The following is a 23,086-nucleotide window of genomic DNA, read 5'->3' as shown; positions in this document are numbered from 1 at the left end:
ATTAGGCTGGATTACTTTACTGGGTCTAAAGTTGTTATTAGAATAAAGTAATTCGGATGTATTATTTTAATTAGATACTATTTTAATAAAATACTAGACCTTAGTGATAATATCAGGGTAACGTATTTTATACTGTAAAATGCAATAATTGAGTGGTTAACTCAAAATCGTTATTTATTTCTTCACGCTGAATGTGTTTTTTTAAAATCATTCACGTGTCATTTTAGTTTTATTTGTTCGTAACGAACGATAAAGTATTGGGCAATACATATGGATTATGTCTTATATACTCATTCATTAATCTCATTGATAGACCGTTTTGCAGTCTTTGCAAACGATGAAATTGATCACATGGTCAAAAATACGAATAGCGATCTCAGAACTGAGGCGTTTACACTATTTGAAGCATTATATAATCAATCAACTCAAGACGGCTCTTTACTTGAAGAGCTACCTGTATTTTTTATTTCATTAGACAATAAATTCACTGCCCAACAAACACGAAATAAAGCTTTGAGTGCGGCACTTGCAAACTGGTGGTTAGAATGGTCTTTTGTTTACTCAATGCAAGCAAAGGTTATTACAAATAGCCCTGTAACGGTACAAAATATCACACATTTAACGCAAGGGAATACCCAACCTATGCGTCAGCATGAGTTAAGTCATTATGCTAATTTATTTACCCAAGTGCCAATACCCTTGTGTAATGTCAGCACTGTCACGGGTGATATTATTAGGTTAAATCAAAGGTTTGTGGACGTATTTGGATATACAATTAAAGATATACCAAATATGGATACTTGGTGGTTAAAGGCCTACCCAGATCCAGCTTACCGATCGTGGGTTTTACAAACATGGAACACTGCAGTTGAGTATGCAGTTGAGCATAAAACAGATATAGAGCCACAACATTATCAGGTTACGTGTAAAGATGGTCGCTTGATTACGATGGAAATTTCGGGTATTTATATTGATAATGAGTTTTTAGCTATTTTTAAAGATGCAACACAACGCATGGAAGCTGAAGATATTTTAAGAGACATGGCATTTTTAGATTCGTTGACACAAATAGCGAATAGACGTCGCTTCGATGAAAAATTAATTCAAGAATTCAATTTAAGTATTAAAACAAACAGTCCTTTGTCATTAATTTTAATTGATATTGATAATTTTAAACAATTTAATGATAGTTATGGGCATCTAATTGGTGATGAATGTTTACTTAAAGTAGCCCAATGTATATCTACTGCGGTTAGTCGTCCTGAAGACTTTGTTGCGCGTTTTGGTGGAGAGGAATTTGTAGTTCTTCTGCCACAAACAAGTGCTGCTGGGGCATGTAACGTAGCTCAAAAAATCCAACATGCTATCTCTGAACTAACAATAATATATGATCATTGTTTTACAAATAAAGTGACATTAAGTTTAGGTATTAATACACGGTATAATCAATGTGACCATATTCAACTTTTAGATGGTGCGGATAAAGCATTGTACAAAGCAAAAGAACATGGTCGAGATTGTATTGTAGTAAATCAATAGTGTTAAAAATGAGCTGAAGTAAGCTCGCTTGACTTGCTAGTTTTACAGTAATTTGTAATCACCCGTTCCAATGTTATCGAGGCAGTAATCACCAATACGGTAACGAATCAAACGCAGAGTTGGGTGGCCAATGTGTGCAGTCATACGACGAACCTGACGATTTCTACCTTCGGTTAAGGTGATACTAAGCCAGCTGGTTGGGATGTTTTTACGCTCTCTTACGGCTGGGGTTCTTGGCCATAAATCTGGGGTATCTATTTTCTCAATTTTAGCAGGGAGTGTCATCCCATCTTTTAGTTCGACACCTTGGCACAGTGCGCGTATCGCGTCATTACTTGGTTGGCCTTCGACTTGCACCCAATAAGTCTTACTGGTTTTTTTATTTGGGGCCGTAAGTGTGTTTTGTAGCTTTCCACAATTTGTTAGTAGTAATAAGCCTTCGCTGTCTCTATCGAGTCTCCCTGCAGCGTAAACATCTTTAATAGGAATAAAGCTTGCTAAGGTTTGTCTATTATCGTCATCTGTAAATTGGCAAAGTACATCAAAAGGTTTATTAAATAAAACAACTTTACGCTCGCTTGGATCAATTGCTGGTTTGATTTCACGCTTTGTGGCACTACTACCTTTTTTAGAGATAAGAGTACTGCGGCTATAGCTACGTCCACTGCTGCGTCGGCTTGTTTGTGGTTTATTGTTTTGGCTCATAATTATATGCACCTTGCAGGTTTAGGCAATCCAGCTATTTTTGTTGCTTGTTTGGCAGGTCCCTTTGGGAATAATGTGTATAAGTAAATACTATTTCCTTTGTCTTCTCCGAGCGCTTTAGCCATTGCTTTTACCAGCATTCTGATCGCTGGACTCGTATTGTATTCAAGATAAAAATCACGGACAAAATTTATTACTTCCCAATGTTGCGGTGTCAACTCAATATTTTCTTGTTCTGCAAGCGTTGGGGCAAGCTCTGTGCTCCACTGTTCGTGGTTGAGCAAATAGCCCTGTTTATCTGTTTCAATAAGTTGTTTATTAAATTCGAGCATGGATCACCACGTAATTGATTGTGAAGTTGATAAGGTAAGAGCAACAAAATCTGCATAATTAAGGGCATTATCAGATTCATTTATTGTTAAACCACGGGCAAGAGCATCTTCGGCTAAAAATAATAAATCAGATGAAAACTGGCGGTATAAATATGTTGAATAGCATGCGTCACCAACGAGCAATACGCTGTCATGCTCTTGTATTAAATTAGCTAAACGCTCTGTGGCATAGTAACTGATTGGTTTTGAAAATATATGCAATGTACTCATAAATTGACGACCTGGTGTTGAGTGGCTATTAATTTACTTTGCGCTGCAAAGTCTAATACGTTGACGTTAATGAGTAAGTCACTTTTAGCAAGGTTAAAATCGACCAATGATTTTTCACATACGTAAATGTTTTCAACATCGTAAATTTCGAGTGTTTTTATGCTTTTAAAATAATTTTTGAGCCCGAGGGGATCAGTGTGTTGACCTTTTTTCAATGCAAGTACAGCGGGGCCTGTAAACAGCCAACTAATATTTTGCTCTATAGCTGCAAAAATTAAGGTCATATCAAGGGCATCACGAATATGCATATCATCAAAAGGACTATGCTGGCTTAGTACAAGTACATTGATCATTTAAATTGCACCCATTTGTCAGCATCACTTGCGAGCATTGCAAACTCGGCTAACCCAGCGATTGAAAATATACCTTTTTTTGTAATATCAAGACCCCGTTTTTCGGCCGCAGTGACACATAACATTAAGTTTATTTTCTTTTCATACAGTGTTTGCCAAAGGGCACTAATAGCTAACTCATCTGATGCAAGGTTTAAATGTTGACTGGCATGGAATACACCTTGCTGGTACAAAAAAATAGCGTCTATTGTATGACCTTGTGCTAAGCATGCATGAGCAAATTTAACCAAACGTTGTGTTGTATCATGATCTGATGGTGCGCAGTGAATAGAAAGTACAAATCGTGCCAAAACTAATCCAATAAAAAAGCCCCTAAAGAGGGGCTATTTTAACAGAACTATTTAATTAGTCATTATTTACGCCAAGTAGCGCAAGTAGCGATGTAAATAAGTTATATACGCTTAAGTAAAGAGAGACTGTTGCGCGGATATAATTTGTTTCACCACCATTGATGATACGGCTGGTATCAAACAAAATAAAACCTGACATGATTAGCACAACTGCAGCATTTACTACCATAAACATCAAAGAACTTCCGATGAAGATGTTAACAATGCTCGCAACGATAACCACGATTAGGCCTACTGTTAAAAAACCGCCCATAAACGAAAAATCTTTTTTAGTGTTAAGTGCATACGCAGATAAACCAAAAAATATCAGGGCAGTTGAACCTAACGCTTGCATAATTAGCATAGGGCCATTTGGCATGGCTGCGTAATGGTTCAATAAAGGACCGAGGCCTGCGCCCATCAAGCCTGTAAAAGCAAACACCCATGCAACACCAGATGCACTGTCAGCTTTTTTGTTTACAACAAATAATAAACCAAATGAAATAAGTGTAAAAACGATTCCCATAAAGTAGGGAAGTTGTAATGCCATTGAAATACCAGCCGTCACAGCACTAAATGCTAATGTCATTGCCAGTAGAAAGTAAGTGTTTTTAAGCACTTTGTTTGTTTCAATGGTCGACATAACCGGTTTAGCGGTATTGTACGAGTGATTAAATGCCATTGTAGAGCTCCTTTGTGTGAAACCAGTATAGATACGATAATTAACTAAAGTTAGATTACCAAGTCTTCTATATTTGGGCAAACCTTTGTAGTTCAATAGACCAATTAAATAATATAAAAGTTCCTGTTTGCACGGTTTTTGTTCTGTCTTGATTTATTTATGCACAAATCAATTGTTTTTTAGGCACTTAAACGTTTTTTTGAAAAAAAAGCTTCACAAAGGCGATGGGCTTCTCTATTATTCAGGCCGTGCGGAGAGATGGCAGAGTGGTCGAATGCACCGGTCTTGAAAACCGGCAGGGGTTTATAGCCCCTCTAGGGTTCAAATCCCTATCTCTCCACCACCTAATTAAAATAATTACGAGTACACTTTTACTTGTAATTTATAAAGAGTTTGGAGAGATGGCAGAGTGGCCGAATGCACCGGTCTTGAAAACCGGCAGGGGTTTATAGCCCCTCTAGGGTTCAAATCCCTATCTCTCCACCATATAACAAAAAAGCCCGCTAAATAAGCGGGCTTTTTTGTGTCTAAAATTTGTTGGTTGGGCCGAAAAGTTAAGATAATTGGCTTCAATAAATTGAAGTTAGGCTGTTAGTTTCTTGTGGAATTATGATATTTTCTTATTATTGGTTATTGCTAAAGGTATATAAAATATGATGTTGTGGCTTCAAGATGACTTAGCTTCAAGAAAGTTACTTGTTTATAGAGCAATGCTATTTTCCTTGGTAACCTTATTTGTTCTATTTGTGTTTCAGCCTTTTGGCACAACTAATGATACGACGCCTTACAAGTTACTTCGTTTATCTGGCTATGGTTTAGTGACATTTTGCGCTCTCTTACTGGCAGGCGCTATTGAGATATCGTTAACTCGGCTCACTCTCAACAGCACACTGCTATTGATTATGATCCCCGCTGTATACGTTCTAATTACGGCTGTGTTTAATCATGGATACTTTGTTGTCGCAGTCTTGGGACGTTGGCATTGGCAAAATCAATTACTTTTTATTGGCTATACGTTAGCGATTGGCTTGCTGCCAATTAGTTTTATGCTGTTGGTGAATCGCCATGCAAAACAGACCGTATTAACTACAGATACTACTGAGAAGGCTTCTAGCAATCAGAGCGTTTGTAATGTGTTAGAAGGAAGTGACGTTACACCCCCTCGCTTAATTACACTTATTGGTGACAATAAAAGTGATCGGCTGACTGTTGCACCCGCGGATATAATATTTATTAAGTCGGCTGATAATTATTGTGAACTTGCTATTAAAGAAAACGAGGGTGTTTGCCATACATTGCTGCGCGTCACGTTAACTGGTTTATTAAAGCAACTCCCTGAAAATATATTTATATATCGTTGTCATCGTTCTTATGCCGTGAATTTAGAGTTAGTGATGGCCAGTAAAGGTAATGCGGGTGGCTTACAACTAACTATGCTGTCATCTGATATCGCAGTACCAGTTTCGAGAACTTATGTTGATGCAATTAAACAAGCCTTGTTGTTGGCCCCTAAAGCATGTAAACGGCCCCAAAACATTGCAATTAGTACCAGAGAATGAACTACAGCCCTAATTTATCGACTTTATAATGAGTGATTGACATGCTTGAGTTGAATTTAAAATTTCACTTAAGAAGGTCATATGAAGAATCAAATAAAAGCACTGTTACTAGTAATTACGTTTATATTCTGTCATTACGGGATGAAATATTTTTGGGGTAAAAGTTGGATACCTATTTTATCAGAGCTAGATCAACACACAGATCTTTTATTATTTCCAGCTAAATACTTGTTTATCTATGGACCATTCTTACTGATAGCAACAGTGTTATTTAAGTCGATTCGCTGGTATGAATTATTAGGTCTAAATATAAAAGACTCTCAACGCTATTTATTAGCAGCACTGGCTTGCTGTACACCTATGGTAATAGGCTATGCTTTTTTAAGTAGTGAGCTAAATATTTCTATATCAGGGGTTGTTACAGGTTCAATATATGCTGGCTTTTTTGAAGAAGTAATTTTTAGGGCTGCATTGTTCGGTATATTATTTCGTTTTTGTCGTTGGGGGTTTATCCCAGCAGCACTCATTAGTTCCATAATCTTTGGTTTGGGCCATATTTATCAAGGGCATGATGTTATTTCAGCTCTTATGGCTGTTACTATTACAACAATTGCAGGCACATGGTTTGCGTGGCTATATTGCGAATGCGGTTATCGTATTTGGTTCCCGCTATGGATGCATATTTTGATGAATGCGGCTTACGGCATATTTAGTATGTCTGGTGGGGCAGCCGGTGATTTAAAAGGTAATTTATTTAAAGCGACCGCCATTATTTTGAGTATCGTATACATCAACGTACTTATTAAAGGTGGTAAAAAGCGAGAAGTAACACTTTCTTCATTATTTAAAAACCAACCAAATAGTTCGTCTTTGTCTATTAAAACGCCCACTTATGGACTTAATGATGCTTGAATTATTTTTAGTTACTATGGTCTTTAGTTCCCCTCTAATCTTGCTAGTAATTATTAAGCATTATTTTGCTTATAAAACAACAGTTCAAAAAGAGTTGGTTTTATTACAGCAAGCAAATAGAGCAGAAGCTGTCTTAACAATGCAAAATAAATTAGCGGTTCTAATTGAAAGAATCATTGTACTTGAAAAAATAGTAACAAATAGTAATGTTGATTTATCAAGAGAGATCGAGCAGCTATAACTTTTCAGGCCGGTTATCTTTCGAGATTTAAAATGCTCTGCCTGAAGGGAAACTGCTTAGGGCGATTAGTTCATTCCCCTCCCTACACAGATGTAGACAAGGGGGGGGGATGAGTTGTGCGCGGAAACTTTCCTCTATTATTATTTATCATCACAAATTACGACCATTGTCTCTATTTCGAAGTGGTACAACATGATGCATCCTTAGTATTTATCAAGGTCTGACTTTAAGGACGTTTTATGAAACATCAACTTGCAAAAAGTGTTGGCTTATCACTACTATCGCCTGTGATTATTGGTAGCATTTTAGGCGTTTATTATGGCTTAACATTAAACGCGGATCCTATCACTACATTTATTCAGTTATTAATGAGCGCGATAGCCAATGCTCATATCGTTGGTTTAACGATGGCTGCATTTGTTGTTCCGGGATATTTACTGATGTTTAAGTATGCCAAAGTTAACTACTCGGGTGTTTTGACATTAGGTTTGTTGGGGGGGGCAATTTTTAGCTTCTTACTCAGTGCCACCGGTGGCATGGTGTTCTTAGTTAATACAGCAATGTCAGCATTGGCGGCAGGTTTATTTTTATACGGGCTACGACAAGGCGCTGCAAAACAACAATCCACGCAATAGCAGAAATATTAACCAAGCGTGCTGAAAATTAGGGCAAATTACTTTTTTTTGCCCTGAAAAGGTTTCAATTATTGGCCACAAAGAGTACCTTTAACTACTGTATGTTTGATAAGAAGTAGTTTGGTATGCAAAAGCAAGAATTTTACCAGTCATTAGTTAAACAAACTGAATCACTAATTGCTGGAGAGTCTAATGTTATTGCCAATATGGCAAATATTAGCGCGTTGTTATTTACTTCATTAAATGATGTGAATTGGGCGGGCTTTTATCTAATGGATTCTCCGTCGGAGTTGGTACTTGGCCCGTTTCAAGGTAACCCTGCATGTATCCGTATTCCCGTTGGGAAAGGTGTGTGTGGAACTGCCGCTGCAACTGCACAAACACAACTTGTTGAAGATGTACATGCATTTTCAGGCCATATAGCCTGCGATGCAGCGTCTAATTCTGAAATAGTAATACCGATCCATAAAAATGGTGAATTATTTGCTGTATTAGATATCGACAGTCCAAGTATTGCCCGGTTTGATGCTGATGATAAACAAGGCTTAGAAGCATTAGTTGCGTGTTTTGAGGCAACGATTGCATGAAAGACTTAGTAAATGTACAGGATTATCTGTTTGCCATTGCCGATGTTGGTGATTGGGAAGGGGATGAAGAGCATGTAGCTGAAACGCTAAATGATTTAATTCACATTGCATGGGAACGACTTCCTGATGAGACCGATAGTGAATTAATCGATGAAATAATTAATGGTATTTGGGAACACCTTCGAGGTGATATGGCTGTAATTGAAGCCGACTTTGAAGAGCTGGTCGACTGGGTAACACACTACGTCGATTCGTCCCTTGATGAAAAGATGTGAAAAATAGGTTCTAAAATGGAAACCACAAACAAGCTAAAAGATATTAATGAAGTGTTGGAATTTTTATATCAAGAATTCCCACAATGTTTTAAACAAAAGGACGGTATCAAACCGCTTAAAGTCGGTATCTTTAAAGATATTGCTGAGCGTATTGAAGGGTCAGAGAAGGTTAGTAAAACTCAGGTGCGTCAAGCACTTAGAAAGTACACTTCAAACTGGCGCTATTTAGAAGCCGTTACTAAGTCTGAGTTCCGCATTGACCTTGATGGTAATCAAGGTGAAAAAGTTGAACAAGAACATATCGATCATGCGCAAAAATCGCTTGAAGAAAGTCGAGCGAAAATGGCTAAACGTAAGAAGTCACAACGCCCTCGAAATGATTCAGACACAAAATCTTACAAAAAGAAACCGGGTCAATTCGCCAAAACAGGTGATAAAAACGCTAAGGTTAATAGTACCCCAGCGAAAGCTGCGCCGGCTAAACGTTCTGGTAAAATTGAACCTTTGCCAGCGAGTGAGGTCAAGGTTAATAACAAAGTTAAAGTTAAACTTGGCCAAGCCCTTGTTAATGCAATTATCACTGAAGTGAACAAAGAAGACGTTCATGTTGAGTTGGTAACAGGTATGCAAGTTAAAACCAAAGCAGACAGCCTGTACATTATTTAAGCTGTATATAAATTAAGGAGTTGTGTATGAGTCAGAAGTTTACGCTCATTCCGTTAGTCGCGGCCCTATATTCGGGTTCATTATTTGCCTCAGCTGATATAGCGGATGTTTTATCAGTCAAAGACTTACCGATACTTAAGCAGGAAAGTCAGCATAGTACGGCTAGCAAACGGGTGACAAACTTATTTACTCGTGCACATTACAAGCCAATTCGGTTTGATGACGCACTTTCTAGCAAAGTGTTTGATCGTTATATTGAATCCCTTGATTTTAATAAAAGCGTCTTTTTGGCTGCGGATATTGCATCTTTTGAGCAATACCGCAACCAATTTGATAGCGCATTGCCAACAGGTAAACTCGATTTCACGTTTGATATTTTTAACTTAAGTATGAAGCGTCGTTTTGAGCGTTATGATTACTCGTTAAGTTTGCTTGAAAAAGAAATGACCTTCGATAAAGAAGATGAATATTTCTTTGACCGTGAAGAAAGCGAGTGGGCCAAAACTCAAGCTGAGCTTGATGAGCTTTGGCGTGAACGTGTGAAGTATGACGCTCTACGTTTAAAAATGACGGGTAAAGATTGGACCGGAATTAAAGAGGTATTGACAAAGCGTTACCACAATGCACAAAAACGATTAGTTCAAACTAACAGTGAAGATGCATTTCAGATTGTTATGAACTCGTTTGCACGCAGCATAGAAGCGCATACATCTTATTTATCTCCACGCAGAGCCGAACAGTTTAAGATGGATATGGACCTTGAACTTGAGGGCATAGGTGCGGTGCTGAGTTATGACGAAGACTATACCGTTATTCGCAGTTTAGTCCCAGGTGGGCCTGCAGATAAATCTGAACAAATTAAAGCTGATGACCGTGTAATTGGTGTTGCCCAAGATGGCGAAGAATTTGTTGATATAATTGGCTGGCGTTTAGATGACGTAGTTGATTTGATAAAGGGTCCAAAAGGGACAAAAGTAAGACTACAGTACTTAAAAGGCGCGGACGCACATGGCACGCCTAAAGTGGTTGAAATCATCCGAGACAAAATTCGTTTGGAAGACCGAGCGGCTAAATCAGAGGTATTCGAAGCAAAATACTCAGACTTAACAAGTAAAATAGGCGTTATTGAAATCCCGGGATTTTATAATAACCTCTCTAAAGACGTAAAAGTTGAGCTTGCTAAATTAAAAGAAGCAAAAGTTGATGGCATAATTATTGACTTACGCCAAAATGGCGGTGGTTCTTTGTATGAGGCCACACAATTATCTGGTTTGTTTTTTGATCAAGGCCCTGTAGTCCAGATCCATACATTAAATAATAGAATAGAAGAACAAAAAGATCGTGACGGTGTTACGTTTTATAATGGCCCGTTAACGGTATTGGTTGATCGCTATAGTGCTTCTGCCTCAGAGATTTTTGCTGCCGCAATGCAAGATTATGGTCGTGCAGTGGTCATCGGTGAACAAACGTTTGGCAAAGGGACTGTACAACAGCATAAAGGCTTAGGCAGAGCCTATGATTTATATGAAAATCCACTTGGTAGTGTGCAGTATACAATTGCTAAGTTTTATCGCATAAATGGTGGAAGTACACAGCATAAAGGTGTCATTCCTGATATATCATTTCCATCAGCTATAGATCCTGCTGAGTGGGGGGAGAGCCAAGAAGATAATGCACTCCCGTGGGATAGCATCATTAGAGCGAGATATAATTCGGTTGATAATTTGCAACCGGCGATAACTTACTTAAGTAAGGCTCATGCTGATCGTATAAAAACGGAACCTGAATTTAACTACGTTTACCAAGATATTACACGCTACAAAGAAGAGAAAGATCGTAAAACAATTTCGCTTGTTGAAGCAAAGCGTATTAAAGAAAAAGATGAAGGTGAAGCGCGGGCATTAGCACGTACTAATGAACGTCTTGTTCGCCTAGGTGTAAAACCTGTTGAGAACTTAGATGATATACCAGACGTTTTAGACGATTTAGACCCTTTCTTGGAAGAAGCAGCATTAATTACACAAGATTATATTAAATTTGGCCGCTTAGCTAAAAAGTAAATGGTTTTATTAACTAATAAAAAAGGCGCTTTAGCGCCTTTTTTGCTACCTAAAGCGTCTGATATTGCTATAATTGATGATTAAACGCTGATAAACCTAAGCGTCCTAGTTTCGCTAGATAATCTGTCCGCGCTAAAAATAATAATTAAACACGTACTTAAATACGTGTAGGAGTCTCTATTTTGAAGTCACAAGAAGAAAAACCTATTGCTCAGGCTAGCTTTTTTGATGCCTTAATCCCAATTTCAGTATTGATATGTTTATTAGGTGCTGCAGTGTATTTATTTGGCGATAGCTCGTCATCAGGCCCTAATCAAATTGCTCTGCTATTTGCTACTTTTACAGCTGCACTTATAGGCCTTAAAAATGGCTACACGTGGAAAAAACTAGAGCAGGCGATGATTGAAGGGATCACACTCTCCCTCGGCGCTATTTTAATTTTATTAATGGTAGGTGCGTTAATCGGTACGTGGTTGTTGTCAGGCACTGTTCCAACGTTAATCTATTATGGTTTGCAAGTAATCAACCCGAGTTGGTTTTATGCTGCGAGTTGCTTGATTTGTGGCATTGTTGCGATGAGCATTGGTAGCTCGTGGACAACAGCTGCGACCATAGGTGTTGCATTATTAGGTGTTGCTACTGGTTTAGGGCTTGAACAAACAGTTACAGCAGGCGCTGTTATTTCTGGTGCTTATTTTGGTGATAAATTAAGTCCGCTTTCAGAAACGACCAATTTAGCCCCAGCGGTTGTTGGTGCTGATTTATTTGAACATATTCACCATATGTTATGGACCACAGTCCCTAGCTTTATAATTGCGTTAGTTATTTTTATTTTTATGGGCTTTAATGCAACAGCCTCAAGTGAAGCAGGGCGTATTGATGAAATAACGCGAATACTTGAACAAAATTTTAATATTGGCTTAGAAATGCTTGTGCCTTTGATTGTTTTACTCGTTTTAGCAATTAGGAAAATGCCTGCATTTCCTGCTATCTCTATTGGTGCTGTAATTGGTGCTGTATGGGCGATGATTTTCCAATCTGACTTAATCGCAAACCAAATTGATGGCTCACAAGGTCAGTTAGTAGGTTACTTCAAATTAGTTTGGACTACTTTTTTTGATGGTTTTAGTATTTTAACCGGCGATGAAAAGATGGATTCATTACTAAGTGGCGGGGGGATGTCAGGCATGCTAACAACTACTTGGTTAATTATGACTGCGCTCATGTTTGGTGCCATCATGGAAAAAACAGGACTACTTGATATATTTGTTAAAAGTATTCTAAAAATAGCAAAAAGCACAGGCTCACTTATTACAGCAACGATTGCGACGTGTATCGGTACAAATGTTATTGCTGCAGATCAGTATATTGCTATTGTTGTACCAGGACGTATGTTTAAAGAAGAGTACGAAAAACGTGGATTAAAGCCTGTTAATTTATCTCGTACATTAGAAGATGGTGGAACAATTACAAGCCCGCTTATTCCTTGGAATACCTGTGGGGCATATATGCAAAGTGTGTTATTGATCAATCCGTTTGATTATGCGCTTTATGCATTCTTTAATCTTATTAATCCATTTTTAGCTGTTGTGTATGCCTATTTAGGCATCAAAATATTACGTATTAAACCAAAACAACAGGCATAAATTCTATGCTCCTCTGATAAAGAGGAGCCTTTTTGGAGGTTCATTATGACCGCGTCAAAAAAACCACAAGCACACTATCTTAAAGATTACCAAGCCCCTGTTTTTAGCGTTGAACATATAGATTTAACGTTTGATCTAGCGCCTTTAAAAACTCAAGTTAGCTCACTGCTGACCCTTAAAAGATTAACAGCAGAAAACGACGATTTAGTTTTAGATGGTATAGACCTAACACTACTATCAGTAACTGTTGATGGGCACGCTTATACTGATTTTCGCGAAGCGGATGAGCAGCTAATCATTAGCAACTTACCGTCGCAATGCCGTTTAGGTATAGTGAACGAGATATCGCCGCAGACAAACACATCTTTAGAAGGTTTATATCTTTCAGGTGGTGCCTATTGTACGCAATGTGAAGCACAAGGTTTTAGAAAAATAACCTACTACCTTGATCGCCCTGATGTACTTGCTAGTTTTGATGTGACGATTATTGCAGACACTCAGTTCACTCATTTATTATCTAATGGTAATAAATTAGATGAAGGTAAACTAGATAATGGTCGCCACTTTGCTAAATGGCAAGACCCATTTAAAAAACCAAGCTATTTATTTGCACTCGTTGCAGGTGATTTTGATGTTTTAGAAGATACCTTTGTAACGCATAGCGGTCGCAGTATTGATTTAGCATTATTTGTTGATAAGGGTAATTTACCAAAAACGCCACATGCAATGACATCACTTAAAAAATCAATGCAGTGGGATGAAGAGCGTTTTAATCTTGAATATGATTTAGATATTTATATGATTGTTGCCGTTGATTTTTTCAATATGGGGGCAATGGAGAATAAAGGCTTAAACATCTTTAATTCTAAATGCGTTTTAGCAAACCAAGAAACCGCCACGGATAAAGATTATCACACGATAGAGTCAATTGTTGGCCACGAATATTTTCATAACTGGACAGGGAATCGCGTGACCTGTCGTGATTGGTTTCAATTGTCTTTAAAAGAAGGCTTAACAGTATTTCGTGATCAAGAATTTAGCAGTGACTTAGGTTCTCGTGCACTTAATCGTATTGATGCTGTGAAAGTAATGCGTACACACCAGTTTAGTGAAGATGCAGGCCCTATGGCTCACCCAATTCGTCCAGAACAAGTGATTGAAATGAATAATTTCTACACGGTAACGGTATACGATAAAGGAGCTGAAGTGATCCGTATGATGCATACATTACTGGGAGAAGAAAAATTCCAACAAGGGATGACTCTTTATTTTGAGCGCCACGATGGACAAGCGGTGACCTGTGATGACTTTGTTGCAGCGATGAGCGATGCTTCAAATATTGATTTAAAACAGTTTAAGCGCTGGTATAGCCAAGCAGGCACACCGCGTTTGGTTGTTAAGCAAGATTATAATGAAGAACTAGGTGTTTTTACATTAAATATTGAACAACTCGCACCTCTAAATCAACCCAATAATACAGAACTGCATATTCCATTTGCAATAGAATTACTTGATCCGCAGGGGGAGTCAATTACTTTAGGTTTCCAAGGGAAACCAGTCAGCCATGTATTAAATGTCACAAGCAAACAGCAATGCTTTAGTTTTGATGGTTTAACTGCAAAGCCAGTTGCAGTCTTACTGGAAGATTTTTCAGCACCTTGTATTGTTGAAAAGTACAATACAGAAACAGAACTACTGCATATTATGCAGTTCGCACGCAGTGATTTTTCGCGTTGGGATGCGCAGCAGCAACTGTTTATATCGGCCGTTAAAGAAGCTATTTCAAACCCAGCAGATAACACGCTCAGTGTACCTATTATAACGGCATTACAGAACCTATTAGGCAAGCGTGATGGTGATCTTGCATTGACTGCTGAATTACTTAAGCTCCCTAGCTTTGATACCCTAGCGGCAGAGTTTGATGTGATCCCTGTAGATACAATTATCAGTATCACAGAGCAATTTGAACGACAAATAGCAGAGCATCTATGTAATGAGTTTCTTGATTGTTATGCAAGCTTAATAGACGACGGTACCGTGAGTGCTTCAGCTGTTGCGACACGCGCATTAAAAAGTATATGCTTGCATTACTTGGCTAAAATTACTGATCCAGCCATCGCAAATCTGCTTAATAACGCAGCGGCTTCATCGAACATGACAAATGTATTAGCAGCTCTAAGCGCTGTTGTAAAAGCAGATAATCCATTATCAGTAGAGTTACTAGAGCAATTTGACAGCCATTGGCGCCATGATGTGCTAGTGATGGATAAGTGGTTTGCTTTGCAAGCAATGCAATGTGGCGATGATGCGATTGATAAAATAAAAAACCTTTATGAACACCCATGTTTTGATTTTTCAAATCCGAATCGTGTGCGGGCATTAGTTGGTAGCTTTAGTCACTTCAATACCGCACAATTTCATAGAAAAGATGGTTTAGGTTATCAATTACTAGGCGATTTATTGATTAAACTCAATGCTATTAATCCGCAAAATGCCTCTCGTATGTTGACGCCATTTATGTCTTGGCGTCGTTATGATGAACAGCGTTCAAGTGCAATGAAAGCACAGTTACAACGTTTGGCTTTACTTGATGATTTAAGTGATGATTTATTTGAAAAAGTAGATAAAGCACTGCAATAAATTATGATCGAATATTACTTTTTATTAAACCTTACCTATATACAATGTATGGATTATTACGAAGGTAAGTATACCTCGGTGCAAGTACAAGAAGATGGCGGTAAAAAAGTACGTTTTGCTGCCCATCATTTACGCCCGTTTATTTCTTCTTTAGGAGTGAGAGGGCGGTTTAGACTTTTATTAACAGTTGAACATAAATTTATACGTTTAGAGCGCATTGGCTAAGATGGATAAAAAAAAATTATTTGGTTTATATTATATTTTTGTTAAATCAATTTGTCCTATTGTTAATTTACKTGTATAAATTATCTGGTAGGACGTCTTACCATTGCGTAAACGCCAACTAAACTGAAAAATTATGACCGATTGAACGCGTTCTATTTGTAATTTCTTTATTTCGCTTCTATCGTTACGACTACACTAAAAACAATAACTTGATCACAAAATGACCCGCGAAAGGGGGAACACACAATGATAAGAAGATCGCTATTTGTTAAAAATAAAATCGTTATGGGCCTAGCTGCTGCAACTTTAGGTTTATCAACGGGCGTAGCACACGCTGCCAACTTTGAAGTTGGCGGTTTTGATGTAACGTTTGATTCAAACTTTTCTTATGGCCAAAGTATTCGCGTAGAAGACCGCGATTTTTCTTTGATCGGTAAAAGTAATAATCCAGCTTTCGATTGGACGGGTTATAACCCTTCAGTTGGGAACACTGTTTATTCTGGGCAAGATGTCTGGGCTCAGCCAGGCGCATATTCGAACAATGGTGATGCGGGGGACTTAAATTTCGATAGCGGTGATTCGTTTTCTAAATTGCTCAAGGGTACGCATGACCTTTCTATAAATAAAGATAACTTTGGCTTGTTTACACGCTTTATGTATTTTTATGATTTTGAACTTATGGATGGTGAGCGAGCTTATAAGAACCCAACTTCGGGTAAAGCAGCTGATCCATGCGATGACGCAGATACTAAAAAGCAAGTGTGTGCTGATATACGCTTACTTGATGCTTTTGTTTGGGCAGATTTCGACTTGAATGACGGCAATAACCCATTGTCTATTCGTTTAGGTCAACAAGTAGTTAACTGGGGTGAAAGTACATTAATCTCCCATGGTATCAATGTTAACCCTGTCGATATCGATCGCTTGAAAGCACCCGGTGCGGAGCTAAAAGAAGCGTTTATTCCGGTAGGAATGTTATGGGCTTCACTGGGGATCACTGATAATATTAATCTTGAAGCTTTTTACCAATATGACTGGCATGAAACACGTTTACCTGCTGCAGGTAGTTATTTTTCAACAAATGATTTTGCATCAGAAAATGGCTATCAGCAGAATGTCCAGTTAGGATTCACTGCGAATCCTGATATTGACTTGGCATTTTTGACTCAAAGTTTAAATAATCTAGACGATATTGTAAGCTCTCAAGGTGTTGACCCAACGAGTGCACAAGGTCAGGCTATGATGAGCCAAATGTATATGGCTTACCCTACAAAAGTTGCACTTAAAGGAAAAGGCAGTGCGGGTAAAATTGAACCAGATAACGGTGGGCAATATGGTCTTCGTTTAGGGATGTTTTTACCTGAACTGAATGATACCGAGGTTGCGCTTTATCATATAAATTACCACAGCCGCCGCCCTTTAATTTCTGGTAAAGTATCTAACTTCTCAGCGCCAGCAATCGGCCAAGATATTGCGATGATATTGTCATCAGAGATCACGGAAGATAACATCACTCAACTTAATGCATTTACTCAAGGTATTTTAGAATACCCTGAAGATATTAAACTATATGGTTTAAGCTTTAATACGTCGCTTGGTGAAACCGCATTTGCTGGTGAATTTGCATTTCGTCAAGACGAACCATTGCAAATTGATGATGTAGAGCTGCTTTATGCCGGTATGCCTGAACAGTTAGCTGCAGCAGGTTTAAGACCTGATTTAGAACGTATATCTCAGGTGCCAGGCAATGCAAAAACAACACTTGCTGATGGAACTATTGTTAGTAGTGCGGTTGCACCAGGTCAAGTCGCTGCAGGCTATATTTTACGTAATACAGCGCAACTTCAATTTACAGCAACACATTTATTTGGTCCTTCTTTAGGCGCTGATAGTTGGGCTGTTGTAGGTGAAATAGGTGGCGTGCGTATAAACGATTTACCTGATTATAATGAATTACGTTTAAATGTTTCGGGTACTGGTCGAAGTGGTGTTATTTCTGGTCCTAATGCTGATGATTATTCGACTTTACACTTGGGATTATCAAATGGCCCCGAAACTAACTCATTTCCGACCGCATCTGCTTGGGGTTATCGTTTAATTGCAAAGGGTGATTACTATAACTTCTTCAAAGGCGTTAACTTTTCACCGCGCATTGTGTTTTCTCACGATGTAAATGGTATTACACCAGATCCTATGTTCTTGTTTATTGAAGACCGTAAGTCATTAGGTGTTACTGCCAACTTTAACTACCAAAATGCGTGGTCGTTTGATTTCAGCTACAACTCCTTCTGGGGTGGTGGTCAAACAAATACTTTCTCTGATCGCGATTTTGTTTCTTTCAATATTAAATATTCAATTTAAGGGTATCATGATGATAAAAAAACCTACCCTCATTGCGTTTGCACTATGTAGTTTATTTTCAACTACTGCTGCAGTCGCTAAAATGACAAATGAAGAAGTCGCGCGTTTAGGTGCAGATCTAACACCATTGGGCGCTGAAAAAGCTGGCAATGCTGATGGTTCAATCCCAGCTTGGACGGGTGGTATTACCAAAGCACCTGCAGGTTATACGCCTGGTATGCACCATCCAGACCCTTTTGCTGATGATAAAGTACTTTTCACGATTGATAAATCGAACATCGCGAAATACAAAGAAAACCTAAGTCCTGGCCAAGTTGCACTTTTTGAAGCGTATCCAGATACGTTTAAAATGAACATTTACAAAACTCATCGCAGTGCGTCGAACCCGCAATTTGTTTATGATGCAACGAAACAGTACGCGCCTGTTGCTGAGTTAATTGAAGATGGGAATGGGATTAAAAATACTGCGATTGGTATTCCTTTTCCAATTCCAAAAACAGGCTTAGAAGCCATTTGGAATCATCTTTTACGTTATCGCGGTATGTCGGTAGAACGCTTTGGTGGTCAAGCAGCACCAACAGCCTCAGGCTCTTACAACATGGTTGGCTTTGACGAACAGCTATTAGTTAAGTATTCAGATCCAAAAGCGACGCCGGCAGAGCTGCAAGAGTCAAATATTTTGTTTAAGTTTAAGCAAAAGGTTACTCAGCCAGCCCGTTTAGCGGGGACTGCGTTACTAGTACATGAAACGATGGACCAAATATTAACGCCACGTCAAGCATGGACTTATAATACAGGCCAACGTCGTGTTCGTCGTGCGCCAAATGTAGCCTATGATGCACCAGGAACCGCAGCTGATAGCTTACGCACAACTGATGATTTTGATATGTTTAACGGTTCACCAAATCGTTACACATGGACATTGAAAGGTAAGCAAGAGCTATATATTCCCTATAATAGCTATAAGCTTCACAGTGATAAGTTAGAATATGATGATATTTTGATGGCTGGTCATATTAATCCTGAACATGTTCGTTATGAAAAACACAGAGTATGGGTTGTTGAAGCAAATTTGAAAGCTGATACACGCCACACTTATAAAAAGCGTGTGTTTTATATTGATGAAGATAGCTGGCAAGTACATGTAACTGATATTTACGATAATCGTGATCAAATGTATCGTGTAGCAATGGCGCATGGTATCAATTACTATGATGCACTTACAAATTGGAGTACGCTTGACGTATACCATGATTTAAATTCACGTCGTTATTTAGCGATTGGTTTAGACAACCAAGAGAAAATGTATGATTTCTCACAATCGTTTAATGACAACGAATTTACATCAAACGCTTTACGCCGCGAAGGCCGTTAATAAAACAGGCACCTAATATCGGTTAGGTGCCTTTTCTATCAAATCGCGTTTGTCTTCGTGACAAGTACTAGAACACCCAATTGCTAGTTTTATTAGACAAACACAGTCTCCTCAAGGCGATTTAAATTTATGAAGTATTTGCTTTTTGCAGGTTTTAGTTCCCTCGCTTGTTTTACTGCCCATTCATTAGCGGCTGATCCGCTTTACGCTATTAGTGCAATTAAAGCTGATAAAACGCTCCTTACAGATATTGAGTTCAATGGTGATCAATTAGTCGCTGTTGGTAAACACGGAACAGTCATAACGAGTCCAGACGCCAAAAATTGGGAGCAGGCTAACGTACCAACACAAGTCTTACTCACTGCGGTCAATTTTGTCGATACTCAAAATGGTTGGGCTTGTGGGCATGATGCGACCATTATAAATACAGATAATGGGGGTAATGATTGGCAGCTTCAATATAGTAATGCGACATTAGATAAACCATGCCTCGATATATTGTTTAAAGATGCGCAGCATGGTTTTGCTGTAGGCGCCTATGGCATGTTTTATGAAACACATGATGGCGGAAAGCAATGGCAGAAACGCTTTTTAGATACATTATTATTTGAAGATGATCGTGATTACTTGAATGATCTAAAAGAATCGGATCCACAGGCTTATGAAGCTGAAACCGCTTCAATTTTACCGCATTTTAATCGTATTGTTGCCACTAATGAAAAGCTTGTTTTAGTAGGGGAGATGGGTTTACTTGCTCATAGCCTTGATAATGGTCAAACTTGGCAACGCGATGATGAAATTTATCCAGGGTCTTTCTTTGCTTATGGCATTAATGAACAAAACGAAGAGTTAGTTGCAGGATTGCGTGGCAATATATTTAGCCGTCATGGGGATGTAATGTGGCAACCTATCGAAAATATTAAAACGGCTACAGTTAATAGTATTATCCATGATGATAAGGGTAACTGGTTGCTATTGGCTAATAGTGGTGTCATTTTTCATTATAAAGACAGCCAGTTACAAGTAGAACAATTGCCGGATGGTAAAGCCATTTTAGATGCAGTGATTTTTGAGCAACAATTAGTTATGGCCTCAGAAAATGGTATTAAAGTGAAGAGGATAACTCCGTAATGCACAGTATTTTAGATTTTTTAGAGAAGGCCGTTTTTCGTCACCGTTTGGTTATGCTTATCAGCTTTATTTTGATAACGTGCTTTTTAGCTTTCAAAGCGACTAACATCCAATTAGATGCCTCATTTAATAAAAATATACCGCTTAATCACGACTATATGAAAGTGTATACCAAACATGAAAAACAGTTTGGTGGAGCAAATAGTATTTTAATTTCTGTATGTGATGATAGCGGTAATATATTTAACCCTGAATTTTTTACGCAGTTAAAAGCAGTGCATGATCAGCTTTATTTTATACCGGGAATTAATCGACCTCTAGTAAACTCAATTTTTTCACCAAGTGCTCGTTTTGTTGAAGTTGTTGAAGATGGTTTTGCAGGGGGGCCAATTATCCCTGCAAATTTCAAAGCAGATGAGCGTGGGCTGGCAGTTGTAAAAGAAAATATTGAGAAGGCTAAAGTTGTAGGTCGTATGATCGCATCCGATTACTCATGTGCAATGGTGAGTGCTCAACTATTGGAAACTGATCCGCAAACTCAAGAAAAATTGGATACCCTGGCATTCGCTCAAAAATTAGAAACTGAAATTCGTCAACCGCTAAGCACTGAAACTGTCAGCATTCATATAATTGGCTTTGCTAAAATGGCTGGCGATATTGCTGAAGGTGCGAAAGGTGTTGTTTTATTCTTTGCAATCGCAATCGCCTTTACTTTCATCATGGTTTGGTTATTTTGTGGTAGCTTAAAGCTCACAATACTTCCGATTGCATGTTCAATTATTGCGGTGATTTGGCAATTAGGGATTTTATCTAGCCTTGGTTTTGGTCTTGATCCAATGTCTATTTTAGTACCATTTTTGGTTTTCGCTATTGGTGTTAGTCATGGCGTGCAAATGATTAATGCGATTGGTAAAAAGGTACTCGAAGGTGCGAGCACACGTTTATGTTGTCAATCAAGTTTTCGCTCCTTGTTAGTTCCTGGTGGGATTGCACTGCTTTCAGATACTGTTGGCTTTTTAACGCTTCTCACTATTGATATTGGTATTATCCGCGAGTTAGCTATAACAGCAAGTTTAGGTGTTGCAGTCATTATTTTCACTAATTTAATCTTACTGCCTGTTTGGGCATCCTATATGCATTTTGAAAACTCAGTTAAAATTCAAAAAGGTAATACAAATAAACCAAACATACTTGACTCAATTCGTGAGGTTTTAGTAAAAGCGACAGATCCAAAGTGGGCTAAGCTTATTATTGTATTTACCTTGGTATTATTTGCATTGGGTTACTGGCAAGCAGATAAAATGCGTATTGGCGATTTACATGCAGGTGCACCTTCGCTTCATCAAGATGCACGTTACAACCAAGACACCTTCTTAATATCGGATAAATACACTATTTCGTCTGACATATTAAAAGTGTTAGTTGAGGCCTATCCAGCAGCGTGTACAGAGCATGATGTGATGGAGCGTATTAGTCGCTTTCAGTATAAAGTTGAAAATCTGGCAGGTGTCCAGTCAGCTGTAAGCTTGAGTTCAGTCGCTCAATCAGTTAATGCAGGTTACAACGAAGGTAATCTTAAATGGCAAACATTGCCTCGCAATACGGCTAGCTTAGTCCAGTCTACGGCTCGTGTTGAAACCAGTACTGGGTTATTAAACGGGGATTGCTCTGTCATGCCTGTAATCATCTTTTTAGATGACCATAAAGCAGAGACTATTGATAATGTAATTGCAAGTGTGAAGCAGTTTGCCATTGAGGAGCAAACAGATACCTTACAATTCAAATTGGCATCTGGGCCAGTTGGTGTAATGGCGGCAACGAATGAGTCGGTTTCAGCTGCTCAATTGCCTATGATGCTTTATGTTTATGGCGCAGTTATCATTTTATGCTTGATAAGTTTTAAAAGTGTTAAAGCTACTATTGCTGTTGTACTTCCGTTATATATTGTATCAACCCTTGCACAAGCCCTAATGGTGCAATTAGAAATAGGGTTGACCGTTTCAACATTGCCTGTGATCGCGTTAGGAGTGGGTATAGGTGTTGATTACGGAATTTATATTTTGTCCTCGATGATGGGCCAATTAAAGCAGGGGGTTGCGTTACCTATTGCGTATCGAAATGCACTAGTTGAACGTGGCAGCGCTGTTTTATTTACAGGTATTACACTTGCAATTGGTGTGAGCACATGGATTTTCTCTGATTTGAAGTTTCAGGTGGATATGGGAATTTTGTTAACCTTTATGTTTTTGGTCAATATGCTAGGTGCAGTACTGCTTTTACCTGCAATAGGTAGTTTACTCTGGACTGACCAGAAAAAATAATGTGAATAATTGTGCTTCTAAATGGTCAGTAATGGCCATTTATATCTATAATTTGTGAATAGATGACCAAATAGCTGAAATGCTTAAAATGTTTTCATCGAAAGGGCTGTTTATTAATTTTAAAAGGGTTAGAATTTGCCTGACTCCACACAATTAAATTGCTGTACAAATTTCCCATCTAA

General features: G+C 38.4%; 22 protein-coding genes and 2 tRNA genes. 18 read left to right on the top strand and 6 right to left on the bottom strand.

Annotation, left to right across the window (positions count from 1 at the left end; genetic code table 11):
- The first annotated feature begins 270 nt into the window (after positions 1-270).
- A complete protein-coding gene (locus ADS77_RS04150; protein WP_054204753.1) occupies positions 271-1,539 on the top strand; it encodes a sensor domain-containing diguanylate cyclase in 1,269 nt (422 codons plus the stop codon).
- 42 nt (positions 1,540-1,581) lie between these two features.
- Here ADS77_RS04150 and ADS77_RS04145 read toward each other — a convergent pair whose 3' ends face one another.
- Genes ADS77_RS04145 through ADS77_RS04120 form a run of 6 tightly spaced genes read right to left on the bottom strand, consistent with a single transcriptional unit; the run spans position 1,582 to position 4,270 of the window.
- Positions 1,582-2,244: a pseudouridine synthase gene (locus ADS77_RS04145; RefSeq protein WP_054204752.1), complete on the bottom strand. Its 663-nt coding sequence runs from the start codon at positions 2,242-2,244 to the stop codon at positions 1,582-1,584.
- Between the two features lie 2 nt (positions 2,245-2,246).
- The gene (locus tag ADS77_RS04140) at positions 2,247-2,576 is read right to left on the bottom strand and encodes a TusE/DsrC/DsvC family sulfur relay protein (RefSeq protein ID WP_054204751.1); all 330 of its coding nucleotides are present in this window, start codon (positions 2,574-2,576) and stop codon (positions 2,247-2,249) included.
- A gap of 3 nt (positions 2,577-2,579) precedes the next feature.
- Entirely contained in the window at positions 2,580-2,846 is a 267-nt protein-coding gene (locus ADS77_RS04135; protein WP_054204750.1) for a DsrH/TusB family sulfur relay protein, read from the bottom strand.
- On the bottom strand, positions 2,843-3,199 hold the full coding sequence (gene tusC / locus ADS77_RS04130) for a sulfurtransferase complex subunit TusC (RefSeq protein ID WP_054204749.1): 357 nt from the start codon (positions 3,197-3,199) through the stop codon (positions 2,843-2,845). The genes ADS77_RS04135 and tusC overlap by 4 nt, the downstream gene beginning before the upstream one ends.
- A complete protein-coding gene (gene tusD, locus ADS77_RS04125; protein WP_054204748.1) occupies positions 3,196-3,549 on the bottom strand; it encodes a sulfurtransferase complex subunit TusD in 354 nt (117 codons plus the stop codon). Before tusD ends, tusC begins: the two co-directional genes overlap by 4 nt.
- A 55-nt stretch (positions 3,550-3,604) precedes the next feature.
- The gene (locus ADS77_RS04120; RefSeq protein WP_054204747.1) at positions 3,605-4,270 is read right to left on the bottom strand and encodes a Bax inhibitor-1/YccA family protein; all 666 of its coding nucleotides are present in this window, start codon (positions 4,268-4,270) and stop codon (positions 3,605-3,607) included.
- 252 nt (positions 4,271-4,522) lie between these two features.
- Between ADS77_RS04120 and ADS77_RS04115 the strand changes: the two genes are divergently transcribed.
- The 17 genes from ADS77_RS04115 to ADS77_RS04035 all read left to right on the top strand — a co-directional run bounded on the left by ADS77_RS04115 (position 4,523) and on the right by ADS77_RS04035 (position 22,904).
- Positions 4,523-4,613: transfer RNA gene (locus ADS77_RS04115), tRNA-Ser, on the top strand.
- Positions 4,614-4,665: 52 nt separating this feature from the next.
- Positions 4,666-4,756: transfer RNA gene (locus tag ADS77_RS04110), tRNA-Ser, on the top strand.
- 167 nt (positions 4,757-4,923) lie between these two features.
- Positions 4,924-5,829 (top strand): LytTR family DNA-binding domain-containing protein, encoded by a 906-nt coding sequence (locus tag ADS77_RS04105; RefSeq protein WP_054453078.1) that lies wholly within the window; start codon positions 4,924-4,926, stop codon positions 5,827-5,829.
- Positions 5,830-5,910: 81 nt separating this feature from the next.
- Positions 5,911-6,741, top strand: a complete 831-nt coding sequence (locus ADS77_RS04100) for a CPBP family intramembrane glutamic endopeptidase (protein WP_054453077.1) — start codon at positions 5,911-5,913, stop codon at positions 6,739-6,741.
- Complete coding sequence (locus tag ADS77_RS04095) at positions 6,731-6,982, top strand: hypothetical protein (protein ID WP_231659007.1); 252 nt, start codon at positions 6,731-6,733, stop codon at positions 6,980-6,982. Before ADS77_RS04100 ends, ADS77_RS04095 begins: the two co-directional genes overlap by 11 nt.
- A gap of 239 nt (positions 6,983-7,221) precedes the next feature.
- Positions 7,222-7,617 carry a hypothetical protein gene (locus tag ADS77_RS04090; RefSeq protein ID WP_054204743.1) on the top strand — a complete coding sequence of 132 codons (396 nt, stop codon included), beginning with the start codon at positions 7,222-7,224 and terminating at the stop codon, positions 7,615-7,617.
- A gap of 125 nt (positions 7,618-7,742) precedes the next feature.
- Positions 7,743-8,204: a GAF domain-containing protein gene (locus tag ADS77_RS04085; protein ID WP_054204742.1), complete on the top strand. Its 462-nt coding sequence runs from the start codon at positions 7,743-7,745 to the stop codon at positions 8,202-8,204.
- On the top strand, positions 8,201-8,479 hold the full coding sequence (locus ADS77_RS04080) for a hypothetical protein (RefSeq protein WP_054204741.1): 279 nt from the start codon (positions 8,201-8,203) through the stop codon (positions 8,477-8,479). The genes ADS77_RS04085 and ADS77_RS04080 overlap by 4 nt, the downstream gene beginning before the upstream one ends.
- 15 nt (positions 8,480-8,494) lie before the next feature.
- Positions 8,495-9,145, top strand: a complete 651-nt coding sequence (gene proQ / locus ADS77_RS04075) for an RNA chaperone ProQ (RefSeq protein ID WP_054204740.1) — start codon at positions 8,495-8,497, stop codon at positions 9,143-9,145.
- 26 nt (positions 9,146-9,171) lie between these two features.
- Positions 9,172-11,205 (top strand): carboxy terminal-processing peptidase, encoded by a 2,034-nt coding sequence (gene prc, locus ADS77_RS04070; protein WP_054204739.1) that lies wholly within the window; start codon positions 9,172-9,174, stop codon positions 11,203-11,205.
- Between the two features lie 182 nt (positions 11,206-11,387).
- Positions 11,388-12,851, top strand: coding sequence for a Na+/H+ antiporter NhaC (gene nhaC / locus ADS77_RS04065; protein WP_170173938.1), 1,464 nt, complete (start codon positions 11,388-11,390; stop codon positions 12,849-12,851).
- A 45-nt stretch (positions 12,852-12,896) separates the two neighbouring features.
- A complete protein-coding gene (pepN, locus tag ADS77_RS04060) occupies positions 12,897-15,491 on the top strand; it encodes an aminopeptidase N (protein WP_054453075.1) in 2,595 nt (864 codons plus the stop codon).
- Positions 15,492-15,494: 3 nt separating this feature from the next.
- On the top strand, positions 15,495-15,716 hold the full coding sequence (locus ADS77_RS04055; RefSeq protein WP_054204736.1) for a DUF2835 family protein: 222 nt from the start codon (positions 15,495-15,497) through the stop codon (positions 15,714-15,716).
- A 246-nt stretch (positions 15,717-15,962) separates the two neighbouring features.
- Entirely contained in the window at positions 15,963-18,077 is a 2,115-nt protein-coding gene (locus ADS77_RS04050; protein ID WP_054204735.1) for a DUF1302 domain-containing protein, read from the top strand.
- A gap of 10 nt (positions 18,078-18,087) precedes the next feature.
- Positions 18,088-19,452, top strand: coding sequence for a DUF1329 domain-containing protein (locus tag ADS77_RS04045; RefSeq protein ID WP_054204734.1), 1,365 nt, complete (start codon positions 18,088-18,090; stop codon positions 19,450-19,452).
- A 129-nt stretch (positions 19,453-19,581) separates the two neighbouring features.
- The gene (locus ADS77_RS04040; protein ID WP_054204733.1) at positions 19,582-20,583 is read left to right on the top strand and encodes a WD40/YVTN/BNR-like repeat-containing protein; all 1,002 of its coding nucleotides are present in this window, start codon (positions 19,582-19,584) and stop codon (positions 20,581-20,583) included.
- The gene (locus tag ADS77_RS04035) at positions 20,583-22,904 is read left to right on the top strand and encodes an efflux RND transporter permease subunit (protein ID WP_054204732.1); all 2,322 of its coding nucleotides are present in this window, start codon (positions 20,583-20,585) and stop codon (positions 22,902-22,904) included. Before ADS77_RS04040 ends, ADS77_RS04035 begins: the two co-directional genes overlap by 1 nt.
- Positions 22,905-23,086: the final 182 nt, after the last annotated feature.

Origin of the sequence: Pseudoalteromonas porphyrae (genome assembly GCF_001298125.1) — a bacterium.
In the GTDB taxonomy this organism is placed as follows: Bacteria; Pseudomonadota; Gammaproteobacteria; order Enterobacterales; family Alteromonadaceae; genus Pseudoalteromonas; species Pseudoalteromonas neustonica.
The sequence above is the reverse complement of the archived record's forward strand: the minus strand, read 5'-3'. Positions and strand labels throughout refer to the sequence as shown.